Source organism: Hydrogenophaga palleronii NBRC 102513 (assembly GCF_001571225.1).
Lineage (GTDB): Bacteria > Pseudomonadota > Gammaproteobacteria > Burkholderiales > Burkholderiaceae_C > Hydrogenophaga > Hydrogenophaga palleronii.
In genome coordinates, this window is the sequence record NZ_BCTJ01000006.1 from 26,145 (window position 1) to 48,679 (window position 22,535).

At 67.9% G+C, this 22,535-nt stretch carries 24 protein-coding genes and 1 tRNA gene; 11 read left to right on the forward strand and 14 right to left on the reverse strand.

The genetic code is table 11. The annotated features are described in order from the left end of the window. The first annotated feature begins 15 nt into the window (after positions 1-15). The 5 genes from ispE (at position 16) to pth (ending at position 3,639) form a co-directional block, all read left to right on the forward strand. On the forward strand, positions 16-897 hold the full coding sequence (gene ispE, locus HPA01S_RS06470) for a 4-(cytidine 5'-diphospho)-2-C-methyl-D-erythritol kinase (RefSeq protein ID WP_066268226.1): 882 nt from the start codon (positions 16-18) through the stop codon (positions 895-897). A 91-nt stretch (positions 898-988) separates the two neighbouring features. After that, positions 989-1,065 (forward strand) — tRNA-Gln (locus HPA01S_RS06475). A 95-nt stretch (positions 1,066-1,160) separates the two neighbouring features. Further along, on the forward strand, positions 1,161-2,135 hold the full coding sequence (locus tag HPA01S_RS06480) for a ribose-phosphate pyrophosphokinase (RefSeq protein WP_066268025.1): 975 nt from the start codon (positions 1,161-1,163) through the stop codon (positions 2,133-2,135). 99 nt (positions 2,136-2,234) lie between these two features. Beyond that, positions 2,235-2,864, forward strand: coding sequence for a 50S ribosomal protein L25/general stress protein Ctc (locus HPA01S_RS06485; RefSeq protein WP_066268028.1), 630 nt, complete (start codon positions 2,235-2,237; stop codon positions 2,862-2,864). Positions 2,865-2,961: 97 nt separating this feature from the next. Beyond that, entirely contained in the window at positions 2,962-3,639 is a 678-nt protein-coding gene (pth, locus tag HPA01S_RS06490) for an aminoacyl-tRNA hydrolase (protein ID WP_066268228.1), read from the forward strand. Here pth and HPA01S_RS06495 read toward each other — a convergent pair. The 5 genes from HPA01S_RS06495 to HPA01S_RS06515 form a co-directional block, all read right to left on the reverse strand. Continuing rightward, positions 3,579-3,887 (reverse strand): YfhL family 4Fe-4S dicluster ferredoxin, encoded by a 309-nt coding sequence (locus HPA01S_RS06495; RefSeq protein WP_066268030.1) that lies wholly within the window; start codon positions 3,885-3,887, stop codon positions 3,579-3,581. The two genes, pth and HPA01S_RS06495, sit on opposite strands and share 61 nt — an antisense overlap. Before the next feature lie 2 nt (positions 3,888-3,889). Beyond that, positions 3,890-4,408 carry a pantetheine-phosphate adenylyltransferase gene (gene coaD, locus HPA01S_RS06500; protein ID WP_066268032.1) on the reverse strand — a complete coding sequence of 173 codons (519 nt, stop codon included), beginning with the start codon at positions 4,406-4,408 and terminating at the stop codon, positions 3,890-3,892. Positions 4,409-4,444: 36 nt separating this feature from the next. Then, the gene (rsmD, locus tag HPA01S_RS06505) at positions 4,445-5,059 is read right to left on the reverse strand and encodes a 16S rRNA (guanine(966)-N(2))-methyltransferase RsmD (RefSeq protein WP_066268230.1); all 615 of its coding nucleotides are present in this window, start codon (positions 5,057-5,059) and stop codon (positions 4,445-4,447) included. A 132-nt stretch (positions 5,060-5,191) separates the two neighbouring features. Beyond that, positions 5,192-6,526, reverse strand: a complete 1,335-nt coding sequence (locus HPA01S_RS06510) for a M16 family metallopeptidase (protein ID WP_066268033.1) — start codon at positions 6,524-6,526, stop codon at positions 5,192-5,194. Between the two features lie 18 nt (positions 6,527-6,544). Next, a complete protein-coding gene (locus tag HPA01S_RS06515; protein WP_084360514.1) occupies positions 6,545-7,993 on the reverse strand; it encodes a M16 family metallopeptidase in 1,449 nt (482 codons plus the stop codon). A 77-nt stretch (positions 7,994-8,070) separates the two neighbouring features. Between HPA01S_RS06515 and ftsY the strand changes: the two genes are divergently transcribed. From ftsY to HPA01S_RS06535, 4 genes are all read left to right on the forward strand, one after another. Further along, positions 8,071-9,165 carry a signal recognition particle-docking protein FtsY gene (gene ftsY / locus HPA01S_RS06520; RefSeq protein ID WP_066268035.1) on the forward strand — a complete coding sequence of 365 codons (1,095 nt, stop codon included), beginning with the start codon at positions 8,071-8,073 and terminating at the stop codon, positions 9,163-9,165. Positions 9,166-9,232: 67 nt separating this feature from the next. Then, the gene (locus HPA01S_RS06525) at positions 9,233-10,072 is read left to right on the forward strand and encodes an undecaprenyl-diphosphate phosphatase (protein ID WP_066268036.1); all 840 of its coding nucleotides are present in this window, start codon (positions 9,233-9,235) and stop codon (positions 10,070-10,072) included. Positions 10,073-10,487: 415 nt separating this feature from the next. Next, positions 10,488-11,105 carry a hypothetical protein gene (locus HPA01S_RS06530; protein ID WP_066268037.1) on the forward strand — a complete coding sequence of 206 codons (618 nt, stop codon included), beginning with the start codon at positions 10,488-10,490 and terminating at the stop codon, positions 11,103-11,105. Positions 11,106-11,155: 50 nt separating this feature from the next. Continuing rightward, the gene (locus HPA01S_RS06535) at positions 11,156-11,947 is read left to right on the forward strand and encodes a DUF4399 domain-containing protein (protein ID WP_066268038.1); all 792 of its coding nucleotides are present in this window, start codon (positions 11,156-11,158) and stop codon (positions 11,945-11,947) included. A 170-nt stretch (positions 11,948-12,117) separates the two neighbouring features. Here HPA01S_RS06535 and HPA01S_RS06540 read toward each other — a convergent pair whose 3' ends face one another. From HPA01S_RS06540 to HPA01S_RS06560, 5 genes are all read right to left on the reverse strand, one after another. Continuing rightward, positions 12,118-12,813, reverse strand: coding sequence for a haloacid dehalogenase type II (locus HPA01S_RS06540; RefSeq protein WP_066268040.1), 696 nt, complete (start codon positions 12,811-12,813; stop codon positions 12,118-12,120). Positions 12,814-12,822: 9 nt separating this feature from the next. After that, entirely contained in the window at positions 12,823-13,206 is a 384-nt protein-coding gene (locus HPA01S_RS06545) for a RidA family protein (RefSeq protein WP_066268042.1), read from the reverse strand. Between the two features lie 96 nt (positions 13,207-13,302). Further along, positions 13,303-14,304, reverse strand: a complete 1,002-nt coding sequence (gene egtD / locus HPA01S_RS06550; protein ID WP_066268044.1) for an L-histidine N(alpha)-methyltransferase — start codon at positions 14,302-14,304, stop codon at positions 13,303-13,305. A 28-nt stretch (positions 14,305-14,332) separates the two neighbouring features. Continuing rightward, positions 14,333-15,661: an ergothioneine biosynthesis protein EgtB gene (gene egtB / locus HPA01S_RS06555; protein WP_084360501.1), complete on the reverse strand. Its 1,329-nt coding sequence runs from the start codon at positions 15,659-15,661 to the stop codon at positions 14,333-14,335. A 4-nt stretch (positions 15,662-15,665) separates the two neighbouring features. Next, positions 15,666-16,793 (reverse strand): PQQ-dependent sugar dehydrogenase, encoded by a 1,128-nt coding sequence (locus HPA01S_RS06560; protein ID WP_245638586.1) that lies wholly within the window; start codon positions 16,791-16,793, stop codon positions 15,666-15,668. 142 nt (positions 16,794-16,935) lie between these two features. Between HPA01S_RS06560 and HPA01S_RS06565 the strand changes: the two genes are divergently transcribed. After that, positions 16,936-18,042 (forward strand): DUF418 domain-containing protein, encoded by a 1,107-nt coding sequence (locus HPA01S_RS06565; RefSeq protein ID WP_066268047.1) that lies wholly within the window; start codon positions 16,936-16,938, stop codon positions 18,040-18,042. A gap of 51 nt (positions 18,043-18,093) precedes the next feature. Here the strand turns inward: HPA01S_RS06565 and HPA01S_RS06570 are convergent, their stop codons facing one another. Next, a complete protein-coding gene (locus tag HPA01S_RS06570) occupies positions 18,094-19,302 on the reverse strand; it encodes a glycosyltransferase family 4 protein (protein ID WP_169801508.1) in 1,209 nt (402 codons plus the stop codon). Positions 19,303-19,450: 148 nt separating this feature from the next. Between HPA01S_RS06570 and HPA01S_RS06575 the strand changes: the two genes are divergently transcribed. After that, complete coding sequence (locus HPA01S_RS06575; RefSeq protein WP_066268050.1) at positions 19,451-20,515, forward strand: aldose epimerase family protein; 1,065 nt, start codon at positions 19,451-19,453, stop codon at positions 20,513-20,515. Positions 20,516-20,530: 15 nt separating this feature from the next. Here the strand turns inward: HPA01S_RS06575 and HPA01S_RS06580 are convergent, their stop codons facing one another. The 3 genes from HPA01S_RS06580 to HPA01S_RS06590 form a co-directional block, all read right to left on the reverse strand. Then, complete coding sequence (locus HPA01S_RS06580) at positions 20,531-21,022, reverse strand: hypothetical protein (RefSeq protein WP_066268052.1); 492 nt, start codon at positions 21,020-21,022, stop codon at positions 20,531-20,533. Between the two features lie 102 nt (positions 21,023-21,124). Continuing rightward, positions 21,125-21,541: a hypothetical protein gene (locus tag HPA01S_RS06585; RefSeq protein ID WP_066268054.1), complete on the reverse strand. Its 417-nt coding sequence runs from the start codon at positions 21,539-21,541 to the stop codon at positions 21,125-21,127. A gap of 37 nt (positions 21,542-21,578) precedes the next feature. Then, complete coding sequence (locus HPA01S_RS06590; protein WP_157084917.1) at positions 21,579-22,457, reverse strand: NUDIX hydrolase; 879 nt, start codon at positions 22,455-22,457, stop codon at positions 21,579-21,581. Between the last annotated feature and the right edge of the window lie 78 nt (positions 22,458-22,535).

Genomic DNA, 22,535 nt, shown 5'->3' on the forward strand with positions numbered 1-22,535 from the left:
GCGGCGGCCCCACCGCTGCGCCAGCTGCTGGACGTGCCCGCGCCGGCCAAGCTCAACCTGTTCCTGCACATCACCGGCCGCCGCGATGACGGCTACCACCTGCTGCAGTCGGTCTTCATGCTGGTCGACTGGTGCGACCAACTGCATTTCGAGTTACGCCCGGACGGGGTGATTCAACGCGAAGACCTCACGCCGTCCGCCCAGCTGCCTGTCGAAGACCTGTGCGTGCGCGCCGCGCGCGCCCTGCAACAGGCCACCGGCTGCCCACTGGGCGTGCGCATCGGACTGGAAAAACGCCTGCCGGCCGAAGCCGGCATGGGTGGCGGCTCCTCGGATGCGGCCAGCACCCTGCTGGCGCTCAACCGCCTCTGGGGACTGGGCCTGAGCCGTGCGAAACTGGCCAACATCGGCCTGCAGCTGGGCGCCGACGTGCCATTTTTCATTGGTGGGCGCAACGCCTGGGTGGAAGGCGTGGGCGAACGCCTGACGCCGGTGGCGCTGCCGCCGGCCCGTTTCCTGGTGGTCAAGCCACCCGGTGGCGCATCAACCCAACGAATTTTTGGCGCGCCGACGCTCAAGCGCGATTCAGAAACTGCTACAATCCGAGGCTTTGCTGCAAACGACTCGTGTGACGGTGCGCTGATCGATCTCCAGAAAATTCTGGCGTTCGGACACAACGACCTTCAACCCGTGGCGCAGGCGCTGTGTCCCGATGTGGGGCATTGCATTCAGTGGCTCGCTGGCCACGGTTTGCAAGGGCGCATGACCGGATCGGGAACCGCGGTGTTTGCACATCTGCCGCAGACTGTGAACCTGACGGACGCCCCCGGCGACTGGACGGTCAGAGACTGCAGCAACATGGATGCACATCCATTGCTTGACTGGTGTTGCGATTAGAATCTGCAGCGCACAGCCCGGTCAGTGGTTGCGCAACCTGCGACAATTTTGGGTTGGTTGTACGACATCACGTTGAACAGCCGACCTGCGTAGGGGAGTCGCCAAGTTGGTAAAGGCACTGGATTTTGATTCCAGCATGCGAGGGTTCGAGTCCTTCCTCCCCTGCCACCGTTCAACACAAACGTATCGGAACGGCCATCCCACCGGATGGCCTTTTTTGACGGCGATCCGCTCGGCCCGTCGCTCAAATCGCTGGGAACACCATGCAAGTTCAACCCCCGGATTTCATGATCTTCACCGGCAATGCCAATCCGGTGCTGGCTGCCGAGATCGCGCACCACCTGGGAACCCAGCTCGGCGCGGCCAATGTGGGCCGCTTCTCCGACGGTGAAGTCACTGTGGAAATCACGCAAAACGTGCGTGCCCGTGATGTCTTCGTGATCCAGTCGACCTGTGCCCCGACCAATGAGAACCTGATGGAACTCATCATCATGGTCGACGCGCTCAAGCGGGCTTCGGCCGCACGCATCTCCGCCGTGATCCCCTACTTCGGCTATGCCCGCCAGGACCGCCGCCCGCGTTCGGCCCGCGTGCCGATATCGGCCAAGGTCGTGGCCAACCTGCTGCAGACAGTGGGCGTGAGCCGCGTGCTGACCATGGACCTGCACGCCGACCAGATCCAGGGCTTCTTCGACATTCCGGTCGACAACATCTATGCGTCGCCCGTGCTGCTGGGCGATCTGCGCCAGAAGAACTACCCCGACGTGCTGATCGTCTCGCCCGACGTCGGTGGCGTGGTGCGCGCCCGTGCGCTGGCCAAGCAGCTCAACTGCGACATGGCCATCATCGACAAGCGCCGTCCGAAGGCCAACGTGTCGGAAGTGATGCATGTCATCGGTGACATCGAAGGCCGCAACTGCGTGATCATGGACGACATGATCGACACCGCCGGCACGCTGGTCAAAGCCGCCGAGGTGCTCAAGGAGCGCGGTGCCAAGAACGTTTACGCGTATTGCACGCACCCGATCTTCTCGGGCCCCGCCATCGAACGCATTGCCAAGGGCAATGCCCTCGACGAGGTGGTGGTGACCAATACCATTCCCCTGTCGCAGGCCGCACAGGCCTGCTCCAAAATTCGCCAGCTCTCCGTGGCACCGCTGATGGCCGAAACCATCGCGCGCATCGCCTCGGGTGAGTCGGTCATGAGTTTGTTTGCCGATCAGGACAACCTCTTCTGAGGGCCTGACAGCAGCAAAAAGTGGGCGGCCTCCATGGTGGGGGCGGCTCTTTTGAAACAGAGGCGTTCTGGTCGCGGAACCCCTCCACAGGAGTTAGTCATGCAATTCGTCGCTTTTGAGCGCGCCAAGCAGGGTACGGGTGCGAGCCGCCGTCTCCGCAACACCGGCCGCACGCCCGGTATCGTTTTCGGTGGTGACACCGATGTCGCCACGATCGAACTCGATCACAACGCCCTGTGGCACGCCCTGAAGAAGGAAGCGTTCCACTCGTCCATCCTGGAGATGGATCTGGCCGGTTCGGTGCAGAAGGTTCTGCTGCGCGATGTGCAGTACCACCCCTACAAGCCGCTCGTGCTGCACGTGGACTTCCAGCGCGTGAACGACAAGACGCGCCTGCACAAGAAGGTGCCGCTGCACTTCATCAACGAAGAGAACTCGCCTGCGGTCAAGACCGACAAGTGCGTGATCAACCACGTGATGACCGAAATCGAAATCGAGTGCCTGGCCACCCAGCTGCCCGAGAACATCACCGTCGACATGGGCGAAGTGGTCAAGGGTGCCACGGTGCACACCGGTGACATCAAGCTGCCCAAGGGCATCAAGCTGGTGATGCACGGCCGCAAGAACCTGACCATCGCCACCGTGGTGGAGCCGGTCGAAGAAGTGGTGGCCGCTCCCGTGGTCGCTGCCGCCGACGACAAGAAGGGTGCCAAGGGCAAGAAGAAGTAAGTCCTGCCGGACGCTTCCCCCGCACCTGCAAAGGCCCGCTTCGGCGGGCCTTTGTGTTTTCCGGGCCGCTCAAAAGGCCTGATCGATAATGCCGCACATGATCAAGCTCATCGCCGGCCTGGGCAACCCGGGGCCGGAATACGAACAGACACGCCACAACGCCGGTTTCTGGTGGGTCGACGAAGCCGCCCGCCTGCTCAAGGTGTCCCTGCAGATGGAACGTGGCCACTACGGCCTGGTGGCGCGCGCCAGCGTGGCCGGCCAGAGCGTCTGGCTGGTCGAGCCGCAGACCTTCATGAACCTCTCGGGAAAATCGGTCGCCTCGCTCGCGCGCTTCTTCAAGATCACGCCTGAAGAGGTGCTGGTGGTGCACGACGAGCTGGACCTTCCGCCCGGCGAGGCCAAGCTCAAGAAGGGTGGCGGACACGCCGGCCACAACGGCCTGCGCGACATCCATGGCCAGCTGGGCAGTGCCGACTACTGGCGGCTGCGGGTCGGCATCGGCCACCCGGGCAACAAGAACGAAGTGGCGAACTGGGTGCTGAAGAAGCCGTCACCGGACGACCGCATCGCCATTGCGCAGGCGCTGGACCGGTCGCTCAAGGCCCTGCCCCAACTGATCGCCGGCGAGATGGACAAAGCCACCGCCCTGATCCACACCAGCAAACCGCCGCGTCCCAAGCCACCACGCCCGGTGGCAACAACGCCTGCGGCTCAGGCCGCAGAAGCGGGTGGTGCTGCGCCCGGCTCGCCGCCGCCCTCGGCCAGCGACTGACCGGCGTTCTGCAACCGCTGGTACTTCTGCCACAGGGTCTCGCGCGACTCGACGTGGTTGGGGTCGACCGGAATGCAGCTCACCGGGCAGACCTGCATGCACTGCGGTTCGTCAAAGTGGCCCACACATTCGGTGCAACGCGCCGGATCGATCTCGTAGATCACCTCGCCCATGTAGATCGCCTGGTTGGGGCATTCGGGCTCGCACACATCGCAGTTGATGCATTCGTCGGTGATGAACAAGGCCATGGTCAGGCCTGCAGTGTTTGGGGTGCGAGGCGCGCTGCGACCGCGGCGCTCACCATCTGCGACACGTCGCCGCCCAGTTGCGAGATTTCGCGCACCAGCGTGCTGGAGATGCACTGCAGCTCGGCCTGCGGCAGCAGAAACACGGTTTCCACGTCGGGGTTCAGCTTGCGGTTCATGGCCGCCATCTGCGCCTCGTAGTCGAAGTCGGTCATGTTGCGGATGCCGCGCACCACGGCGTTCGCGCCCTGCTGGCGGCAGAAGTCCATGATCAGGCCTTCAAACGGCAGCACGCGCACCCGGCCGGGCAGGCTGGCCGCCACTTCGGCTGCCATGTCCAGGCGCTGTTGCAGCGTGAAGCGGGTCTTTTTGTGGTGGGCAATGGCGACCGCGATGATCACCTCGTCGAACAGCAGCGCGGCGCGCCGCGTGACGTCCTCATGGCCGAGGGTGATGGGGTCGAAGGTGCCGCTGTAGACCGCGACGCGACCCTGGCCACCGGTTGAAGCAAGGGCTGAACTCATGCCCCGGATTATGCGCGTGCGGGTCTGATGCCCGCCTCAGCCGGCGGCCAATGGCCGCAACAGGTGAAAGGCCACCGCACCAGCCTTGCCCTGGCGGTGCAGTTGCAGGCCGAGCTGGGCGAGTTCGTCCGCGCCCCAGGGGCGGGGCGCTTCCAGGTAGATCAGGCCGTCGTCGCGCAGCGCCTGGCGGGCCGCGGCGAGCGCGCCGGTGTACACGGCGTCGTTCTGGCCGTCGGCAAACGGCGGGTCGAGAAACACCACGTCCCAACCCTGGCCGGCGCGCTGGCGCAAGGCGGCGATGCCGTCACCACGCTCCACGCGCACGCCGCTGGCCTTGAGCTGCGTGCTGATGCGGCTGAGGTTGGCCAGTAGCGCGCTGTCCTGCTCGACCAGCACCACCTCCACCGCGCCGCGCGAGGCCGCCTCCAGGCCGAGTGCGCCGGTGCCGGCAAAGGCGTCGATGCAGCGCCAGCCGCTCAGGTCCTGGCCCAGCCAGTTGAACAGGGTTTCGCGCACGCGCGAGGGCGTGGGCCGCAGGCCCGGCCGGTCGGTCACGGGCAGCTTGCTGCGTTTCCACTGGCCGCCGATGATGCGCACCTCGTGCGGCGCAGTGGCGGCGGTGCGGGCCGCGTTGGAGACAGGTTTTTTCATGGGCGCGAGCTTACGCGAGTCGACGAACACCCGGGCGTGCTCGATCAAGAAACACCGCGGATCTGGCTCCGCCAGGCCGCAGGTGTTGCCCCCCGCAAGGGGGAGGCGCCGCAGGCGCTGCGGGGGTGAGCCCTACTTGCCGCCGACCACCACCGTGACCATGCGGTCCGGCTGCAGCACACGCGCAAAGGCGCGCTGGATGTCGGCCGTGCTCAGGCGCTGCACTTCGGACGTCCAGGTATCGAGGTAGTTCAGCGGCAGGTCGTTCCAGGCGATGTTGGCCACGTTGTCCAGCAGCTTGCGGTTGCTGTCCAGGCGCAGGGCTTCGCCGTTGACCAGGTAGTCCTTGGCGGCCTGCAGCTCAGCCTCGGTCGGCCCCTCGGCGACGAACTTGCGCACCACCTCGCGCACCACCTCCACCGCCTGCGTGGCCTGATCGGGCCGCGTGGTCAGCGCGATCTGGAACGCGCCGGCCTGGCGGCCGTTGACGAAGTAACTCGACACGCCGTAGGTCAGGCCACGTTGCTCGCGCACCTCGCTCATCAGGCGCGAGACAAAACCGCCACCGCCCAGCACGTAGTTGCCCACGAACAGGGCAAAGAAGTCGGGGTCGTTGCGCGGCACGCCGGGCTGGCCGATCAGCACCTGGGCCTGTGCCGCGGCAAACGGCAGGCGTTGATCCACCGCTTGCGTGAGCGGCAGCACCGGCGGCATCTCGGGCAGGGCCTGGCAACCGTGTGGCTGCAGGGCGGCCATCAGGCGGCCCACGATGCGGTCGGCGGTGGAGCGGTCCACCGCACCCACCATGGACACCTGCGCCCCGCAGCTCATCACATGGCGGCGGTAGAACTTGCGCATGTCGGCCACGCTGATGGTGCGCAGGGTCTTGGCGTCGCTGCGAAAACCGTAGGGATGCTTGCCGAAAACGGCGGTGCTGAAAGCGCGGCTGGCCTGGGTGCCGGGGCGGTTCTCGGCCTCCTGCAAGGCGGCCACCAGGCGTTCGCGGTCACGTTGCCAGACGCGTTCGGGCCAGGCCGGCGCGGCCAGCTGGCGCGCGGCCAGGGCCACGGCGCGTTCCAGCAGATCGGGCTCCGTGAGGGTGCGCAGCGAGACGTTGAAACGGTCCAGCGTGGCGTCGGCACCGAACTGCGCGCCGAGGTCGGCCCAGGCTTCACCGAGCTGGTTTTCGTCCAGCGCGGGCAGGCCGGGCTGGGCCGCCACGCCACCCGAGAGCAGGCTGGCGGTGGCATTGGCCAGGCCAACCTGGGTCGCGGGATCGCGGCGGCGGCCGCCATCGAAGTCGATCTGCACGTCCAGCATCGGCAGCGACGGGCTGTTGATCAGGCTCACGCGCGCGCCGCTGGCGTGTTGCCATTGTTCGATCGGAATGGTGGCCTGGGCGAGGCCCGCCGTGGCCAGCAGGCACAGGGCGAGCACGGGGCGTTGCAGCAAGGGAAGAAGCTTCATGGTGTGTGCGGGCGCGGTTCAGTCGTGCGTGAGCGCAGGGCGTGGACCGGCCGGGGCCACGGGCACGGCCTCACGGCGCGAAGGGTCGGGCACCAGCACGCCGGTGGTGAGTTGTTCGTCGGAGAAATAACGCTGCGCCACGGACTGCACCTGGGCCGCCGTGACGGCGCGCAGCCGGGTCATGAGGCGCTCGTTGCCATCCAGCCCCTGACCATTGATCCAGTTGCTGCCGAGTTCACGCGCCTGGTTGGCCACCGAGTCGAGCTTGTAGATCTCGCCGGCCATCCACTGCGTCTTCACGCGCTGCAGCTCCGCGTCCTGGATGCCGTCGCGTGCGATGCGCGCCACCTCGGCCTGCAATGCCGCGGCAGCGGCGTCGGTGCTCACGCCTTTGGCCGGCACCGCCGTCAGCATGAAGAGCTGCGGGCCACGGCCCATCAGGCCGTAGGACGAGCCGGCGCTGTCGGCCAGGCGCTTGCCGCCCGTGCCCACGCCTTGCACCAGCGCGCGGTCCAGGCGGGCGCCGTCGTAGCCGTCGAGCACCGCCGAGAGCACGGTGAGCGCCAGCGCATCGCGGTCGGCGTCGTCATCGACCTCGGCACCGCGCCACTGCGGCACCTTGTAGGCCAGCGCGACCAGGGCCTGGTCGGCCACGGCGCGGTATTCGAGCCGGCGCGGGCCGACCTGCTGCGGCTCCAGCCGCGGCTTGCGCGCCGGCACGGCACCGTTGGCGGTGATGGCGCCGAAGTGTTTCTCGGCCAGGGCGCGCACCTGCTGCACGTCCACGTCGCCAGCGATCACCAGTGCGGCATTGGCCGGCACGTACCAGCGGCGGTAGAACGCGCGGGCATCGTCCGGCGTCATGGCATCGAGGTCGCTCATCCAGCCGATCACCGGGCGCCGGTAGGGGCTGGCCTGGTAAACCATGGCGGTCAGGGCTTCGTACATGCGCGAGCGTGGCGACTCTTCGGTGCGCTGGCGCCGTTCTTCCTTGATCACCTCGATCTCGCGCTTGAACTCGTCGTCGTCCCACTGGTTGCGGGCGAAACGGTCGGCCTCGAGCCGCATGCCCTCTTCCAGCTGGCGCACCGGCAACTGCAGGTGGTAGGCGGTGGCGTCGCGTGTGGTGAAGGCGTTGTCCACGCCGCCCAGCGCGGCCACGCGGCGCGAGAACTCGCCGGGTTTGATGTCGGGCGTGCCCTTGAACATCATGTGTTCCAGCGCGTGGGCCACGCCGCTGGTGCCGTCGACCTCGTCCATCGAACCGACCCGCACCCACAGCATCTGCACCACGGTGGGCGCACGCCGGTCGGGCCGCACGATCAGCGTCATGCCGTTGGCCAGCGTGAACTGCTGGGCCGATGCGGACGGGCTCGAAGCGGAGGTGGTACTCGGGGTGGAAGGGCTGGGCGTGGCGGGTGGTGATGGTTGCGCCAGCGCGCTGCCAGCCAGCATCGCCAGAGCCATCAAAAGCACCCGACAGCGTGTGTCGGTGGGTGGCGATGGGCGTTTCATAGAATGCAATGGATTCTAGAGATGGAAAAATGTTCTCGTTCTTTCGCAAAAAAACCCCTCCTCCTTCTGTGCCGGCCACGCCCGAGGCCTCGCCGGCCCCGCGTGAACCGGCCGCGCCCGCTCCGGCTGCTGCAACTCCACCGGCCCCCGCAGTGCCCGCCATCGCGCCGGTTCCGGTTCCGGCACCAGCTCCGGTTCCGACTCCAGTCCCCGCACCGGCCGCACCGCGCCAGGGCTGGCTGGACAAACTCAAGGCCGGCCTGCGCAAGACCGGTTCGGGCATTGCCACGGTGTTCACCGGCACGCAGATCGACGATGCGCTGTACGAGGAGCTCGAATCGGCCCTGCTGATGGCCGACACCGGCGTCAAGGCCACCAGCCATCTGCTGGACGACCTCAAGCGCCGCGTGAAGGAGCAGAAGACCACCGACCCGGCGGCCGTCAAGGGCCTGCTGGCCGATGCCATTGCCGACCTGCTGGCACCGCTGCAGAAGCGGCTGGTGATCGGTGAACACAAGCCCACGGTGATCATGGTCGCGGGCGTCAACGGTGCCGGCAAGACCACCTCCATCGGCAAGCTCACGCGACACCTGGCCGACAGCGGTGCCTCGGTGCTGCTGGCGGCGGCCGACACCTTCCGCGCCGCCGCGCGCGAGCAGCTCGCCGTCTGGGCCGACCGCAACACGGTGGAGATCATCACGCAGCAAGGTGGTGACCCGGCCGCCGTGAGCTTCGACGCCGTCACCGCCGGCAAGGCGCGTGGGCGCGACGTGGTGCTGGTCGACACCGCCGGACGCCTGCCGACGCAGCTGCACCTGATGGAAGAGCTGCGCAAGATCAAGCGCGTGGTGCAGAAGGCCGATGCCAGCGCGCCGCACGAGGTGCTGCTGGTGATCGACGGCAACACCGGGCAGAACGCGCTGCACCAGGTGCGCGCCTTCGACGAAGCGCTGCAGCTCACCGGCCTGGTCATCACCAAGCTGGACGGCACGGCCAAGGGTGGCGTGTTGTGCGCCATCGCGCGCGAGAAGCCGGTGCCGGTGTACTTCATCGGAGTCGGCGAAAAGCTCGAAGACCTCGAAACCTTCGACGCACGCGAGTTCGCCCAGGCCCTGCTGGCCTGAAGCGGGCGGGTGGCGCCTCCCTATACTTCGCGCACCCGCCCACCACACCCAACCCAACACCCACGCCATGAGCCCAACCACCGCCTGGCTGGAAGCCGCTTTCCTTGGTCTGATCCAGGGGCTGACCGAATTCCTCCCGATCTCCTCCAGCGCGCACCTGCGCATCATCGGCCCGCTGCTGCCCTCCGGCGGCGACCCGGGCGCGGCCTTTACCGCCATCACCCAGATCGGCACCGAAGCCGCGGTGCTGTTGTACTTCCGGCACGACATCGTGCGCATCTTCCTGGCCTGGTGGGCCTCGCTCACGCAGGCACACAAACGCCAGGACCCGGACGCGCGCATGGGCTGGCTGATCATCATCGGCTCGGTGCCCATCGTGGTGCTCGGCCTGCTGTTCAAGGACGCGATTGAAGGGCACCTGCGCAACCTGTACATCACTGCCACCATGCTGATCGTGTTCGGCATCATCCTCGGCGTGGCTGACCGCCTGGGCCGCCGCGAGCGCACGCTGGACAAGCTCACCTGGGGCCATGGCCTGCTGTTCGGCCTGGCGCAGGCGATGGCGCTGATCCCCGGCGTCTCGCGCTCCGGCGGCACCATCACCGCCGGCCTGCTGATGGGCTACACGCGCGAAGCCGCTGCCCGTTATTCCTTCCTGCTCGCCATTCCGGCGGTGATGGGTTCAGGCTTCTACCAGCTGCTGCGCAGCTGGCAGCACGGCAGCCCCATCGCCCCTGGCCCGACCGCCCTGGCCACCCTGATCGCCTTCGGCGTGGGTTATGGTGTGATCGTGGTGTTCCTCAAGCTGGTGTCCACACGCGGCTACATGGCCTTCGTGTACTACCGCATCGCGCTCGGCCTGCTGGTGTTCGGCCTGCTCGGCGCCGGCATACTCAGCGCGCATTGACGTGCCGCCCCGGCCCGGACCGCCTGCGCCACGCGGGTTCCGGGCCCGGCGACTGCTGCGCTGACGCGACCTGCTCGCGCCCGGCAGCCCCATCCCCCTGTGCACCGGCTTTGCCGCGCCGCGGCTGATCGCGCCGGGCCTGACCATCGGCTGCGCACCGGTCAATCCCCATCCTTCCCCGCAACGCCTGTCACTTCGCTGCGCGCTGGCGCACGACCGGTCGGCCCATGGGTGCGCCGCAGCACCTGGGTGGCACGACCATTGCAAGCATGCGGCGAGGTGGCTGGCCGGCCGGTGAAGGGCCGATGACGGGCCGTGACTCGAAACGACAACACAGCGCTTTCACAAACCGGCATTAGGATAACTTTATTACTACATCTCCGACTGCCCATTTTTCCAACGCAGAACGCTTTCCATGGCCATCACCCTGCTTGTTTTCGCCCACCTGATTGCCGCCTGCATCGCCATCGGCACCATCGTGATCACCGACCTGCGGCTGTTCGCCCGCGCCATGGGGTACAGCGTGGTGATCCCGCCGCCCGAACGGCTCGAAACCCGTGTGATCACGGGGGCGCTGTTGCTGCTCTACCTCAGTGGCGCCTGCCTGATCGCGCTTGGCGTGCAGGGCTTCGCCGGCCACCTGAGCAACCCCAAGCTGCAGGGCAAGCTGGTGCTGGTGGCGCTGCTGACCCTCAACGCCTTCTTCCTGCACCGGCAGGTGTTCCCCATCCTCGGGCGTTCGCGCACGGTCTCGTGCTGGACGCGCCGGGAATGGCTCACGGTTTCGCTCAGCGTGTCGCTGTCCAACAGCCTGTGGTTCTATTGCGCCTTCCTCGGTGTGGCCCGGGTCTGGAACGGCACCGTGTCGCTCGCGCTGGTGCTGGCCGTCGCCCTCTTGGCATGGATGGTGTTTTTGGTCCTGGTCAACGCCTTGTTGTTCGTGGCCGCGCGCGACAGGCCGCGAGAACGGCCGGATTGGATAGACTCCATGAAGGCTTCCCTGAGCGACTTCTCCGGGCTACGGGACCGATAACCCGCCAGACGGCCATCCGTTCCACAGACAGGCACCGCGCCAGACCCGACATGCACGCCCTCCTCCGTTTTGCCGCTGTCCTGGCCGGCTCGGCCGCACTCTCGTCTGCCTGGGCACAGACCCCTTCCCCCACCACCGCGCACCCCTGGCAAGCGGCAGCGCCACGCCTGACGGCCGAGGCCTACTTCACCAACCTCAAGGACGGTGACCGCATCGAAACCCCTTACCTGCTCAAGTTCGGCCTATCCGGTGGCTGGGGCCTGGCACCGATCGCGCAACCCGGGCGCGCCAAGAGCGGCCACCACCACCTGCTCGTCAACCGCGACCTGCCCTTGAACTTCAAGGAAGCGCTGCCCTTCAACGACCAGTACATCCATTTCGGCAAGGGCCAGATGGAGACGGTGCTCACGCTCGAGCCCGGCACCTACACCTTGCGCATGCTGCTGGCCGACCAGAAGCACCTGCCGCACTTCGTCTACAGCAAACCGGCCACCATCACGGTGACGCAGAAGAACGCCACCGACCCCAAGACCTTGTCGGTCAAGGGCGTGAGCATGGTGCTGGACGGCCCTGTGTTGAAGCGGCCGTTTCGTGTGCAGTTCCACGCCTCGGCGTTGAACGTGGCCCACCAGGCGCAGCGCATCCCCGAAACAGGCCACTTCCGCCTCACCGTGTCGCCCGCTGCCGGCGCGCCGGTGCCGATGGACTTTGTGGAAGGCCAGACCGAAGTGTGGCTGTCGCCACCGGCCGGCAGCTACAGCCTCAAACTGGAGCTGCTGGACAACATTGCACCGGGCAAACCGCTCACCGACGCCGCCACCACCAGCGTGCGCGTCGAGTAAGTTGCCCCCTGCGCTGCTGCGCGGCTTCCCCCTCTGTGGCGCGCCTGCGGCGCTTCGGGCGGGGACGGCACCTCGGGCCGGCGGAGCCGGACCCCCAATGCCTTTGGAAAAAGGCACTTCGCACGTAACGGGTCGTGCGCCGGCGCAGCACAAAACGGATACGAGCGGCCTCAGCAGCCGAGCTGATCGGCCAGGTGCAGAAAATCGCGCGCGTGCCAGCTGTTGGCCGGATCGACTGACACGTCCTTGGGCCGCGTGACGCCAAACTCCAGCGGACGCTCCACGTAGGCCGTGGCCAGGCCGCAGGCCCGCGCCGCGGCCAGGTCGTCCTGGTGCGCCGCCACCAGCATCACCTGCGCGGGCGGCAACCGAAACACCTCGGCCACGCCGAGGTAGGTGCGTGGATCGGGCTTGTAGGCGCGGAACACCTCGGCCGACAGCACGCAGTCCCAGGGCAGGCCGGCGCGCTTGGCCATGTTCGTCAGCAGGCCGATGTTGCCGTTGGACAGCGTGCAGAGGGTGTGCCGCGTCTTCAGTCGCGTGAGCCCGGCCACCGTGTCGGGCCAGGGGTCGAGCCGGTGCCAGACGCGGTTGAGGTGTTCGCGCTCGGCCTCGCTCAGCTGCGCCAGGCCGAAACGCGGCAGCAAATCGTCCAGCACCAGGCGGTGCAGGTCGTCGATCAGCGTCCAGCCGAGTTCACCCGAACGCACGCGCTGCATGGCGGGCTGGTAACCGGCGCGCCACGCAGTGGCAAACGCATCGGCATCAACTTGCGGGTAGAGCGCCTGCACCTCGCGCACGATGCTGCCGTGCCAGTCGACCACGGTGCCGAAGACGTCGAAGGCGAGGACGGGTGTGTTCGACATGCGGATTCCTCAGCGCGGTTTGAGCGCGGTGACTTCGATCTCGATCTTCATGCGCGGATCGAGCAGGCCGGCACTGATCATCATGGCCGCCGGGCTCGCCCGGCCCAGGTACTTTCGCAGCACCGGCCAGCAGGCTTCGAACAACGACGCATCGGGCAACACGTAGTTGACGCGCACCACGTCGTCGAGGCTGGCGCCGGCCTGTTGCAGCGCGGCCTGGATGTTGAGCAGACACTGCTCGGTCTGCTGCACCACGTCGTCCGAGATTGTCATGGCGCTGTAGTCAAAACCGGTGGTGCCGGAGACGAACACCCAGTCACCTGCAACGACGGCGCGTGAATAACCAATCTGTTTTTCGTAGGGTGAGCCGGAGCTGATGTGTTGTCGGTTCATGGTGTGGCGGGTGGTGGTTGATGGTCTGTGTGGAGGCCATTGTGCCGCCGCACCCGCCGGCATGCCGCGAGCGCGCGGTGGTCGTCGTCGTGAGACTTACACCGGTGCCCAGAACACGCTGAACCAGCCGTTGGCATCGGTCCAGTGCCGGGGTTCACCAAACCCGGCCTCGCGCAGCAGCGCCGCAAAGTCTTCGGGCTGCCACTTGTACGAGTTCTCGGTGTGCAGGCGCTCGCCATCGGCGAACCTGCGCTCACCCTCCGGCCAGCGCACGGTTTGTGCGCCCGTGGCCTGCAGGTGCATCTCGATGCGCGAGGCATCGGCATTGAACAGCGCCACGTGCTGCCACGCGGCGGGTGCGAAGTCGGCCTGCAGCAGATGGTTCACGTGCCGCAGCAGGTTGCGGTTGAACGCGGCGGTGACGCCCAGCGCGTCGTCGTAGGCCGGTTCGAGCACGGTGCGCGCCTTGACGCGGTCCACACCGATCAGCAAGCCACCGCCCGTGCCTCCCGATTCGCACACCGCGTGCGTCTGGCACAGCAGCGCGAGCGCTTCGTCGGGCTGGAAGTTGCCGATGCTGGAGCCGGGGTAGAACACCACGCGTGGCCGTTGCGCCAGCGCGCGCTCCTGCAGCCAGGTGGCGCTGTCGGGGCCGAGCGCGAACCGGGTGGAGAAGTCCATGCCCAGGCCGAGCATGGGCAGTTCGGGGTGGCGCTGCTGCAAGGCGGCCAACGTGTCGCGCAGGTAGTCCACCGAGATGTCCACCGGCACGTAGGCCGACGGTTGCAGCAACGGGAACAGGCGCGCGGCCTTGGCGCAGCTGCCGGCGCCCAGGTCGACCAGCACCGCGCCTTCGGGCAGATGGCGCGCCATCTCCGCGCCGTGCTGCGCGAACACGGCGGCCTCGGTGCGCGTGGGGTAGTACTCGGGCAGTTCGGTGATGGCATCGAACAGGCGCGAGCCAAGTGCGTCGTAAAAGAACTTCGGCGCGATGCGCGCCGGTGTCGCGAGCAGGCCCGCGATCAGTTCGGGCTGCACGGCGTCGGCACGCGGCCGGTGCAACTGGACGAAAGATGGCGCCTGGTCGATGTATCGCATGGGGTCTCCTCAAGCGCCGTGCGGGGCGTCAACTGGCTCTTGCCAGCCGCAGGCCACTGAACTGCCAGCGTGCGTCGGTCGGAAAGAAATTGCGGTAGCTCGCACGCAGGTGCGGCGCGGGCGTGGCACACGAGCCACCGCGCAGCACGTACTGGTTGATCATGAACTTGCCGTTGTACTCACCCACTGCGCCCTCGGCGGGCTGGTAACCCGGGTAGGCGGCGTAGCTGCTGCTGGTCCATTCCCACACGTCGCCATACATCTGCAGCAGGCCGTCGCCCGCAGCGCGTGCGGGCAAGGGGTGCAGCGCTTCGTTTTCCTGCAGGTTGCCCTGCACCGGCAGCGGGGCGGCAGCGGCCTCCCATTCGACTTCGGTGGGCAGGCGTGCGCCGGCCCATTCGCGGTGCGTGGCCGAGGCCCAGCGCGCAAACGCGTCGGCCTCGAAGTGGCTGATGTGCACCACCGGGGTGTGCGGGTCCAGCGCCACCTCACCGTGCAGCGTGAACACGCTGGGCAGGGCGTTGGCGTCGGCGGGCAGCGTCCAGTACAGCGGCGCGCGCAGGTTCTGGGCACAGACCCAGTCCCAGCCGGCGGCGAGCCACCAGCGCGGCTCGGTGTAGCCGCCGTCCTGCACGAAGTCCCACCAGTCGCCGTGGGTGACGAGGCGGTTCATCAGCGCATGGGGTTCGAGCCACTGCCGATGGCGCGGCATTTCGTTGTCGAAGGCGAAGCCATCGCCCGTGTGCCCCACCTCCACCAGTCCACCGGGTTGCTCGATCCAGCGGGGTGCGTCCGCCGTCACCGGCACCAGGGGCCAGTGGCGGGAGTACGCCGGGCGCAGGGGGTTGATGGACAGCAGGTGCTTCACATCGGTGAGCAGCAGCTCCTGGTGCTGCTGCTCGTGGTGCAGGCCGAGCTCGATCAGGCGCAGGGCGTCGGCATGTCCGGTGTGTTCGATCAGCCGGGCCATGCGCGCGTCCACCTGTTCGCGCCATTGCCAGACGGTGGCGAGATCGGGTCGTGTGAGCAGGCCGCGCTGCGGGCGCGAGAAACGCTCGCCCACGCCCTGGTAGTAACTGTTGAACAGCACGCGGAAGGCGGGGTCGAAGGGTTTGAAGCCGGGCTCGAAGCGTTCGAGCACGAAGGTCTCGAAGAACCAGGTGACGTGCGCGAGGTGCCATTTCACCGGGCTCGCATCGGGCATGGACTGGGCCTGGCAGTCCTCGGGCGAGAGCGGTTCGGCCAGCGCGCGGCTGCGTTCGCGCACCGCCGTGTAGCGGCGCGCCAGCCCCGCGCGGTGTTGCCATGTGTCTGATGAGGAACGCTGTGCGGCAACCGGCGGGGACGTGGGGTTCATGGTGTCAGCTTTCGGGCTTGAGCCGCAGCAGCTGGCCTTCGCGGTCGTCGGTCAGCAGGTAGATGAAACCGTCCGGACCTTCGCGCACGTCGCGCACGCGCTGCGCCAGATCGGGCAACAGCTTCTCTTCGCGCACCACGCGGTCGCCGTCGAACACCAGTCGCACCAGGTAACGGAACTTGAGCGACCCCACCAGCAGATTGCCCTGCCAGTCGGCGCCGTATTGGGTGCCTTTCACGAAGGCCATGCCCGAGGGCGCGATGGAGGGCTTCCAGTACACCAGCGGCTGCTCCATGCCCTCCTGGCTGGTGATCCCCGCGCCGATCGCACCGCCGCCATAGTTCTCGCCGTAGGTGATGACGGGCCAGCCGTAGTTCTTGCCGGCGTCGGTGCGGTTGAGCTCGTCACCGCCCTGCGGGCCGTGTTCGATGGTCCAGAGCCGGCCACCCGGGCCGATGGTGGCGCCCTGCACATTGCGGTGGCCGTAGCTCCAGATCTCGGACAGGGCGCCGCTGCGCCGCACGAAGGGGTTGTCGGGGTGGGCACTGCCGTCGGTGCGCACGCGCACCACCTTGCCGTGGTGGTTGTCCAGGGTCTGGGCGTCGTTCATGCGCTGGAAGCGGTCGCCCAGCGCCAGGAACAGGCTGCCGTCCTCGGCCTGCGCAATGCGGCAACCAAAGTGCAGCCGACTGCTGATCTTGGGCTGCTGACTGAAGATGACCTTCACGTTCTCCAGCGAGCGCGCATCGGCCGACAGCCGCGCCGAGGCCAGCGCGGTGGAGTTGCGCATGCCGCCGCTGCCCGGCTCGGCGTAACAGAAGTGCACGGTGCGGTTGCGCGCGAAGTCGCGGTCGGTCACCAGGTCGAGCAAGCCGCCCTGCCCGACCGCGTCCACCGGTGGCACCCCGGCCAGCGGATCGCCCACGCGGCCGTCGGCACCGATCACGCGCATGCGGCCCGGCCGCTCGGTCACCAGCATGCGGCCGTCGCCGATGAAGGCCACTGCCCAGGGGTTGTGCAGGCCTTTGGCGACCACCTCGGTGGTCGGGCCGGCGGCCTGTGCCGTGGCAGCGAACAGCGGTGCGGCCAGCAACAGGCACAAGGGAATGATCGGACGGTGTGCAGAGGTCATGTGGCGTGGCATGTTGGCTTGCAAAGTCCCTGTTGGTGCGTTCGCGTGCGCCGGGGTTCCCGGGATCACCGCGCCGCCTCGGCCCCATCCGCTCGCGTGGAACAATCCAGGCGACGACAAACGCATTCTCCACCACACCCCCATGATCCCGAACCGGCCACGCGACCCTTTGCCGGACAGCTTGCGCGCACTCGCCCTGCTGTCGGTGCTGGTGGTGAACGCCCTGGGCTACGCCGCCGCGCCATGGGGCCCCACGCTGGGCCAGCGTTCACCCGCCGACGGCGACGCCGCCGCCCTGGTCCAGGGCCTGGTGGCCGCGCTGCTGTACGGCAAGGGCTACCCGATCCTGGCGTTCGTGTTCGGCATGGCGCTCTGGCTGGCGGCGCACGGGCGCGCCCGCCCCGAGGCGTTGCGGCGCGGCACGCTGCGCCAGCGCCTGCTCGGCCTCGGCGTGCTGCACGGCGCCCTGCTCTACTTCGGCGACATCTTGACCCTGTACGCGCTGGTCGGGCAGCGGCTGCTGCGCCGCCTGCACGCGCCATGGCGCAGCTTGCGCCGCCAGCTGTGGTTTGCGCTGGGCTGGGCGGTGCTGGCAAAGCTGGCGCTGGTGGCGGTGGCCCTGCATCTGGCCGACCGGCCACCGAGCGTGGACGCCGCCTCGCTGTCGTCGGTGCAGACCGGCTGGCAGTTCCTGAAACTGAATGGCGGCGCCTACATCCTGAGCCAGTTCATCGCCATCGTATTGGCGGCACCGCTGCTCTACCTGTGCATGCTCGCCGGTGTGGCAGCGGCGCGGCTGCGGCTGCTGAGCCACCGCCGCTGGCGGCCGATGCTGCAACGCGGCCTGCTGCGCGCGGGTGTGCCCCTGCTCCTGGTGTCGCTGGCGTACGGCTGGGGCTGCGCCATGAGCGACCCGTCGGGTGTGCTGTACGCGCGCCTGGAAGCCGTCGGCTACCTGGTGGACACGCCACTGGCGGCCGCCTACATCGCCGCGCTGGCGCTGCTGTCCTCGGGTGGCCGCGCCGCCTGGTGCCGCTGGGTCGAACCGCTCGGGCAACGCACACTGACGCTCTACGTGGGCCACAGCCTGCCCTGCCTGTTGCTGTTCTCGGGCCTGGGCTGGGCCCTGAAAGCCACCACCGTGCAGATGCTGCTGTTCAGTCTGGGCCTGTGGCTGCTGGCGCTGGCAGCGGCCGCGCTCAGCGGAAAAAAGCGCTGGCCGTTGGAGGCCTGGATGGCGCGCCGTTGACGGGGTGCGGGGCCTGTCGAAAGAAGTCAGCGCGGCCGGCGGCCGCGGCCGTCAAGCGCCGTGGGCCGCAGGCGCCGGCGTGCTGTCCAGCAGCGCGGCCATGTGGTCGAGGCGCCGCCGGTACTCGTGCTCGAAGGTGCGCTCCCTGGCAAAGTCCAGGGCCACCCGGGCCATCTCGGCCACCTGCTTCGGGTCGCGGCTGAGCCGCTGGATCACCGCGGCCAGGGCGGCCGAATCGTTCATCGGCACGCTCACCCCCGCGGCACAACGCTGCATCAGGCCTTCAAAAGCCTCGTTGGCGTAGCCCACGATGGGCACGCCGCAAGCCATGGTTTCCAGGTAGGTGCACGATGGATCGCCCTGGCGGTGGCAGCACACGAACAGGTCCACCTGGTCGCGTACCGTGGGCATCAGCTCGGACGCGAAGTCCAGCACACCACCCATTCGCACGAGGCCGCCGAGCTGGTGCCGCTGGATGGCGGCCTCCATCTCGGGAACGAGTGGCCCGTCACCATAGATGTCCAGCGTGAAGGGCACATGCAGGTCTTTCAGGGCCAGCGCCACTTTGATGAGGTGATCGGCGCCCTTCATGGCATTCAGGCGGCCCGAAAACGCCAGGCGCATCGGCGAGTCGACAGACCAGGGCTCGGTGCGCTGCGCCACCCTGGGCGCGGCGGGCAGCATCTCTGCAGACACACGGCTGTCGAAGTACAGCAGCGCACGCGGGTTGAGTTCTTTGTAGATGTCGTACACCGGTGTGCCATTGCAATGCACCGCCGCAGATGCCTTGATCGCGGCAACATTGGCGCGCTCCTGGCGCCAGGCCCAGATTTTCCGGCGCCAGGCCACCAGGGGATTAAGGCCATCGGCATCGATGATCTGCCAGCGCGTGCGCAAGGTGTACTCGGACGCCATCACATACTGGACACCCAGGGATGCGCACAGGGCCGGCATGTGGTTGAGGCGGTGGTCGGTACCACCGTACACCACGGCCGCGCGGGCGATGGCGCGACGAGCTTCTTCGCTGTCGTAGCTCGCCACCGTGACCTCGAATGGCAGCTCGCTCGGCTTCAGCCAGAGGTCGTCCAGGTTGCCGGAATGGCCGCTCTCGTCCTTCTCGGTGAGCAAGGCCACGGGGCCATCCCACTGGTCGACATTCATCTGCATGCCGGTGACAAACTTTTCGGTCAGCCGGATCCTGCCATCAGACGACACGCCTGCATTCAGACTGGGCGCGATCAACAAGGTCTTGCTTTTCATGATGTGTGCGTGAATCAACCATTCGAACTGGCCGTGCCGAAGTGTATCGACTGGCCTTGTACGCGGGTGCGAGAAAAGTCGCAATCGCCCGCAAAGGCCAAGGCTGCCCCCAGGCAGGAGCCGGCCCGAACGCGTCAACAATAGCGCCATGACCATCCACACGTTTCCCCACCTGCTCGACCCGGCCCGCTTCGAAGGCGAGGTGGAGGGCCGCCCCACCGCCCTGTACATGCTGCGCAATGCGCGCGGCATGGTGGTGGCCGTCACCAACCTGGGCGCCAAGGTGCTGCAGATCGTGGTGCCCGACCGCGACGGCACGTTCGACGACGTGGCGCTGGGTTACGACCGGCTGGCCAATGTGATCACCGGCTCACCGTCCATGGGCGCCTTCGTCGGCCGTTACGCCGGGCGCATCGGCGGCGCGCGCTTCACCTTGAACGGGCACGAACACCGGCTCACGCCCAACGCCGGCGCACATTGCACGCACGGTGGCCCGCGGGGTGCCCGCCACCGCGCCTTCGAGGCCACGCAGACGAATGCCCACACGCTGCAGCTGCGCCACCGTTTCCTGAGTGCCGAAGACCAGTTCCCCGGCACGCTGGATCTGGCCCTGACCTACCGCCTGACCGAAGACAACGCCCTGGTGATCGAACACGAAGCGATCGCGCTCGACGAACCCGGCCCTGCCAGCTTCACCAGCCACATCTACTTCAACCTCGACGGCGTGCGCCAGGGCCAGCGCATCGACAGCCATGTGCTGCACGTGCCATCGGCCCACGAGGTGCTGGCCACCGGCGCCGACGACATCGCCACCGGCGAATGCCTGTCGCTCGACGGCCACGCGCACGACCTGCGCATGCCGCAGCGACTGGGTGCGCTGAGCGACATCGACCGGAGCTACCCGCTGGCCCCACCGCCCACGCCCGGTACGGAGGCGCGGCTCTGCGCCCACCTGCACAGCCCGGTCAGCGGGCGCACGCTCGATGTGTGGACCACCGAGCCCCTGCTGCAGGTCTACACCGCCGGCCAGCTCGGCGTTGCGCCCAAGGCCGACCTGGGCAAGTGGGGCGTGCAGCACCGGCCGCGCTCGGCCGTGTGCCTGGAGCCGCAACACTTCCCCAATGCGCCGAACTGCCCGGCGCTGCCGCAGAACAACGTGGCGCCCGGGCGGCCCTACCGGGCGACGACGGTCTACCGGTTCGGCACCGTCTGAGCGCCGCAGGCGTCGTCAGAAGAGGAAGGGGATGCGGTCCCGGCGCTGGCACTCAGGCGGCTCGCCGTACCCAGCCGAGCGCACCTTGTGGTCCTGGGTGATTTCCACCTGGAACCAGCGGCAGAACGGGTTGTCGTAACGGTAACTCCAGACCGAGCCCCGCTCACGCGCCAGCCCTTGCACCTCACCTGGCCGGCCCAGCCTGGCGCGCACCTCGCCCTCGTCCATGCCGGGCAGGATCTGGACAAAGTTGGCCTCGTCGAGCACCTGTTCCGCCCGGACGGCGCGCCCGGCTCCATCGAGATAGACAAACCAAGTCTGGGTGCCATAGGGCCCACGGGGAAACTCCAGCCGGGTGCCGCCGTCAACCTGTCGCCGGGTTTCCGGCGGGCCCATGCGGGCAACGATCTGCTCCCCGGTGAGTCCGGTGAGGTCGGCGGGTGGGGCGTAACCGACGCAGCCGGTCAAAAGCGAAGCACCCATCAGGTGCCACAAGGACAAGCGCATGGCGGGCTCCCGGTTCGTGGATGAAGGCGCACCTCAGGTGCTCAAGTGTGTCGCTCCCGAAACGCCGACGTCTGCGCGCTCTCGCACACAGGGCTGGCCGCCTCAATCCCGGCAATAACCTTCGCCGCTGCGCACGGTGAGGCAATCCGACTTCGCGGCCAGCCACTTCATGCCGGTGTCGGCGCCGCCAGTGGCGTGCACAGTTTCCGCCACACCGTCGCGCTCGAAAGCGATGCGGTCTTCGCCCTGGGCGGTGCCGGCAAAGCTGCGCGGGCCATCCAGATTGCGCACCGTCACTTCGTAGCGGCCAAGGCCACCGGTGATCTTCAGGTAGGTGCCTTCCGGCCCGTTCCACTGGCCAACCCAGCCATCGGTGATGGGCGCGGCGGCAACGGTGGCGGGCTCTGCCGGTGCCGGTGCGGCCACCGGTGGTGCCTCGGGCGCCGGTCGCTCCTGGCAGCCCGCGGCGAGCAGCGCCGCCGACAGAACGGCAAGGGAACACAAGGTGGTGCATGTCATGGCGTGCGGTCCTTGAGGCGGGACAACAGAAACGGCTTCAGCCCAGCAAGGCAGCCAGGCCACCCTCGGGTTCAAAGCGCTGGTTGCGGTGCACCAGCCGGGTCGGGCCGGGCCAGGCCGGCGCCACGATGCTGTGCCGCGGGTCGCCGGGGTAACAGATCACGCGCCGGCCGTCTTCGTCGAAGGGTTCGGGTTCGATCAGCGCTGGCGGCCGGCTGCGCGCGGCAGCCAGCGCCTGCGACACGTCGGCCAGGGCGCTGAGCTGGCTCAGGCTCATGATCTGGGGCGGCGCAAGGTCGATCTCCCCGGCCCAGTAACGTTCGAGCGCGACACGCGGCGACTGCCAGACCGCCTCGGTGGCCTCGTGCGCGCAGTGCTCCACCACCTGGTCGTCCGGTGCCACGGCAACGAAAAAGCGGGTGTCGAAGCGTTTGTTGCTGACCGAGGGCACCCGCGGCGTGACCCAGCGCGACCATGGCACCAGGCAGGCGGTGGGCATGCGCAGGCCCAAGCCCTGCAGAACGGTCGGGAAAGCCGTGCCGGCGGCGGTCTGCTCGCGCACCCTGGCCACCAGCCCGGCGCCCTGCGCCTGGCCGAGCAGAAGGCCACACTCCTCGAAAGTCTCGCGCAGGGCGGCAACGTGCAGGCCCAGGGCGATGTCTGCGGCAAGCCCGGGCTCACCCAGCGCCGCCAGGCTGGCGCTGAGTGGGCGGTCCAGCGTGGCCGGTTCAACCAGCCGGTCGGCCGCATCCAGCTTGCCGCCGGGAAATACGTGCACGCCACCCAGCACGCCGGAGTTGCCGTGCCGGCGCACCAGCAGCACCTGCAAGCCAGCGGGCCCGTCGCGCAGCACCATCACGGTGGCCGAGGGCACGGGCGGGGTGAGCACTTCGTCGGAGTTGATGGCGATGGACATGGAATGACATTGTGGCCCTCCGGCCCGCGGCGGGCGGTCGCCGTGGCGCAAGGCCTCTGAAATCAACACCTAAGAACT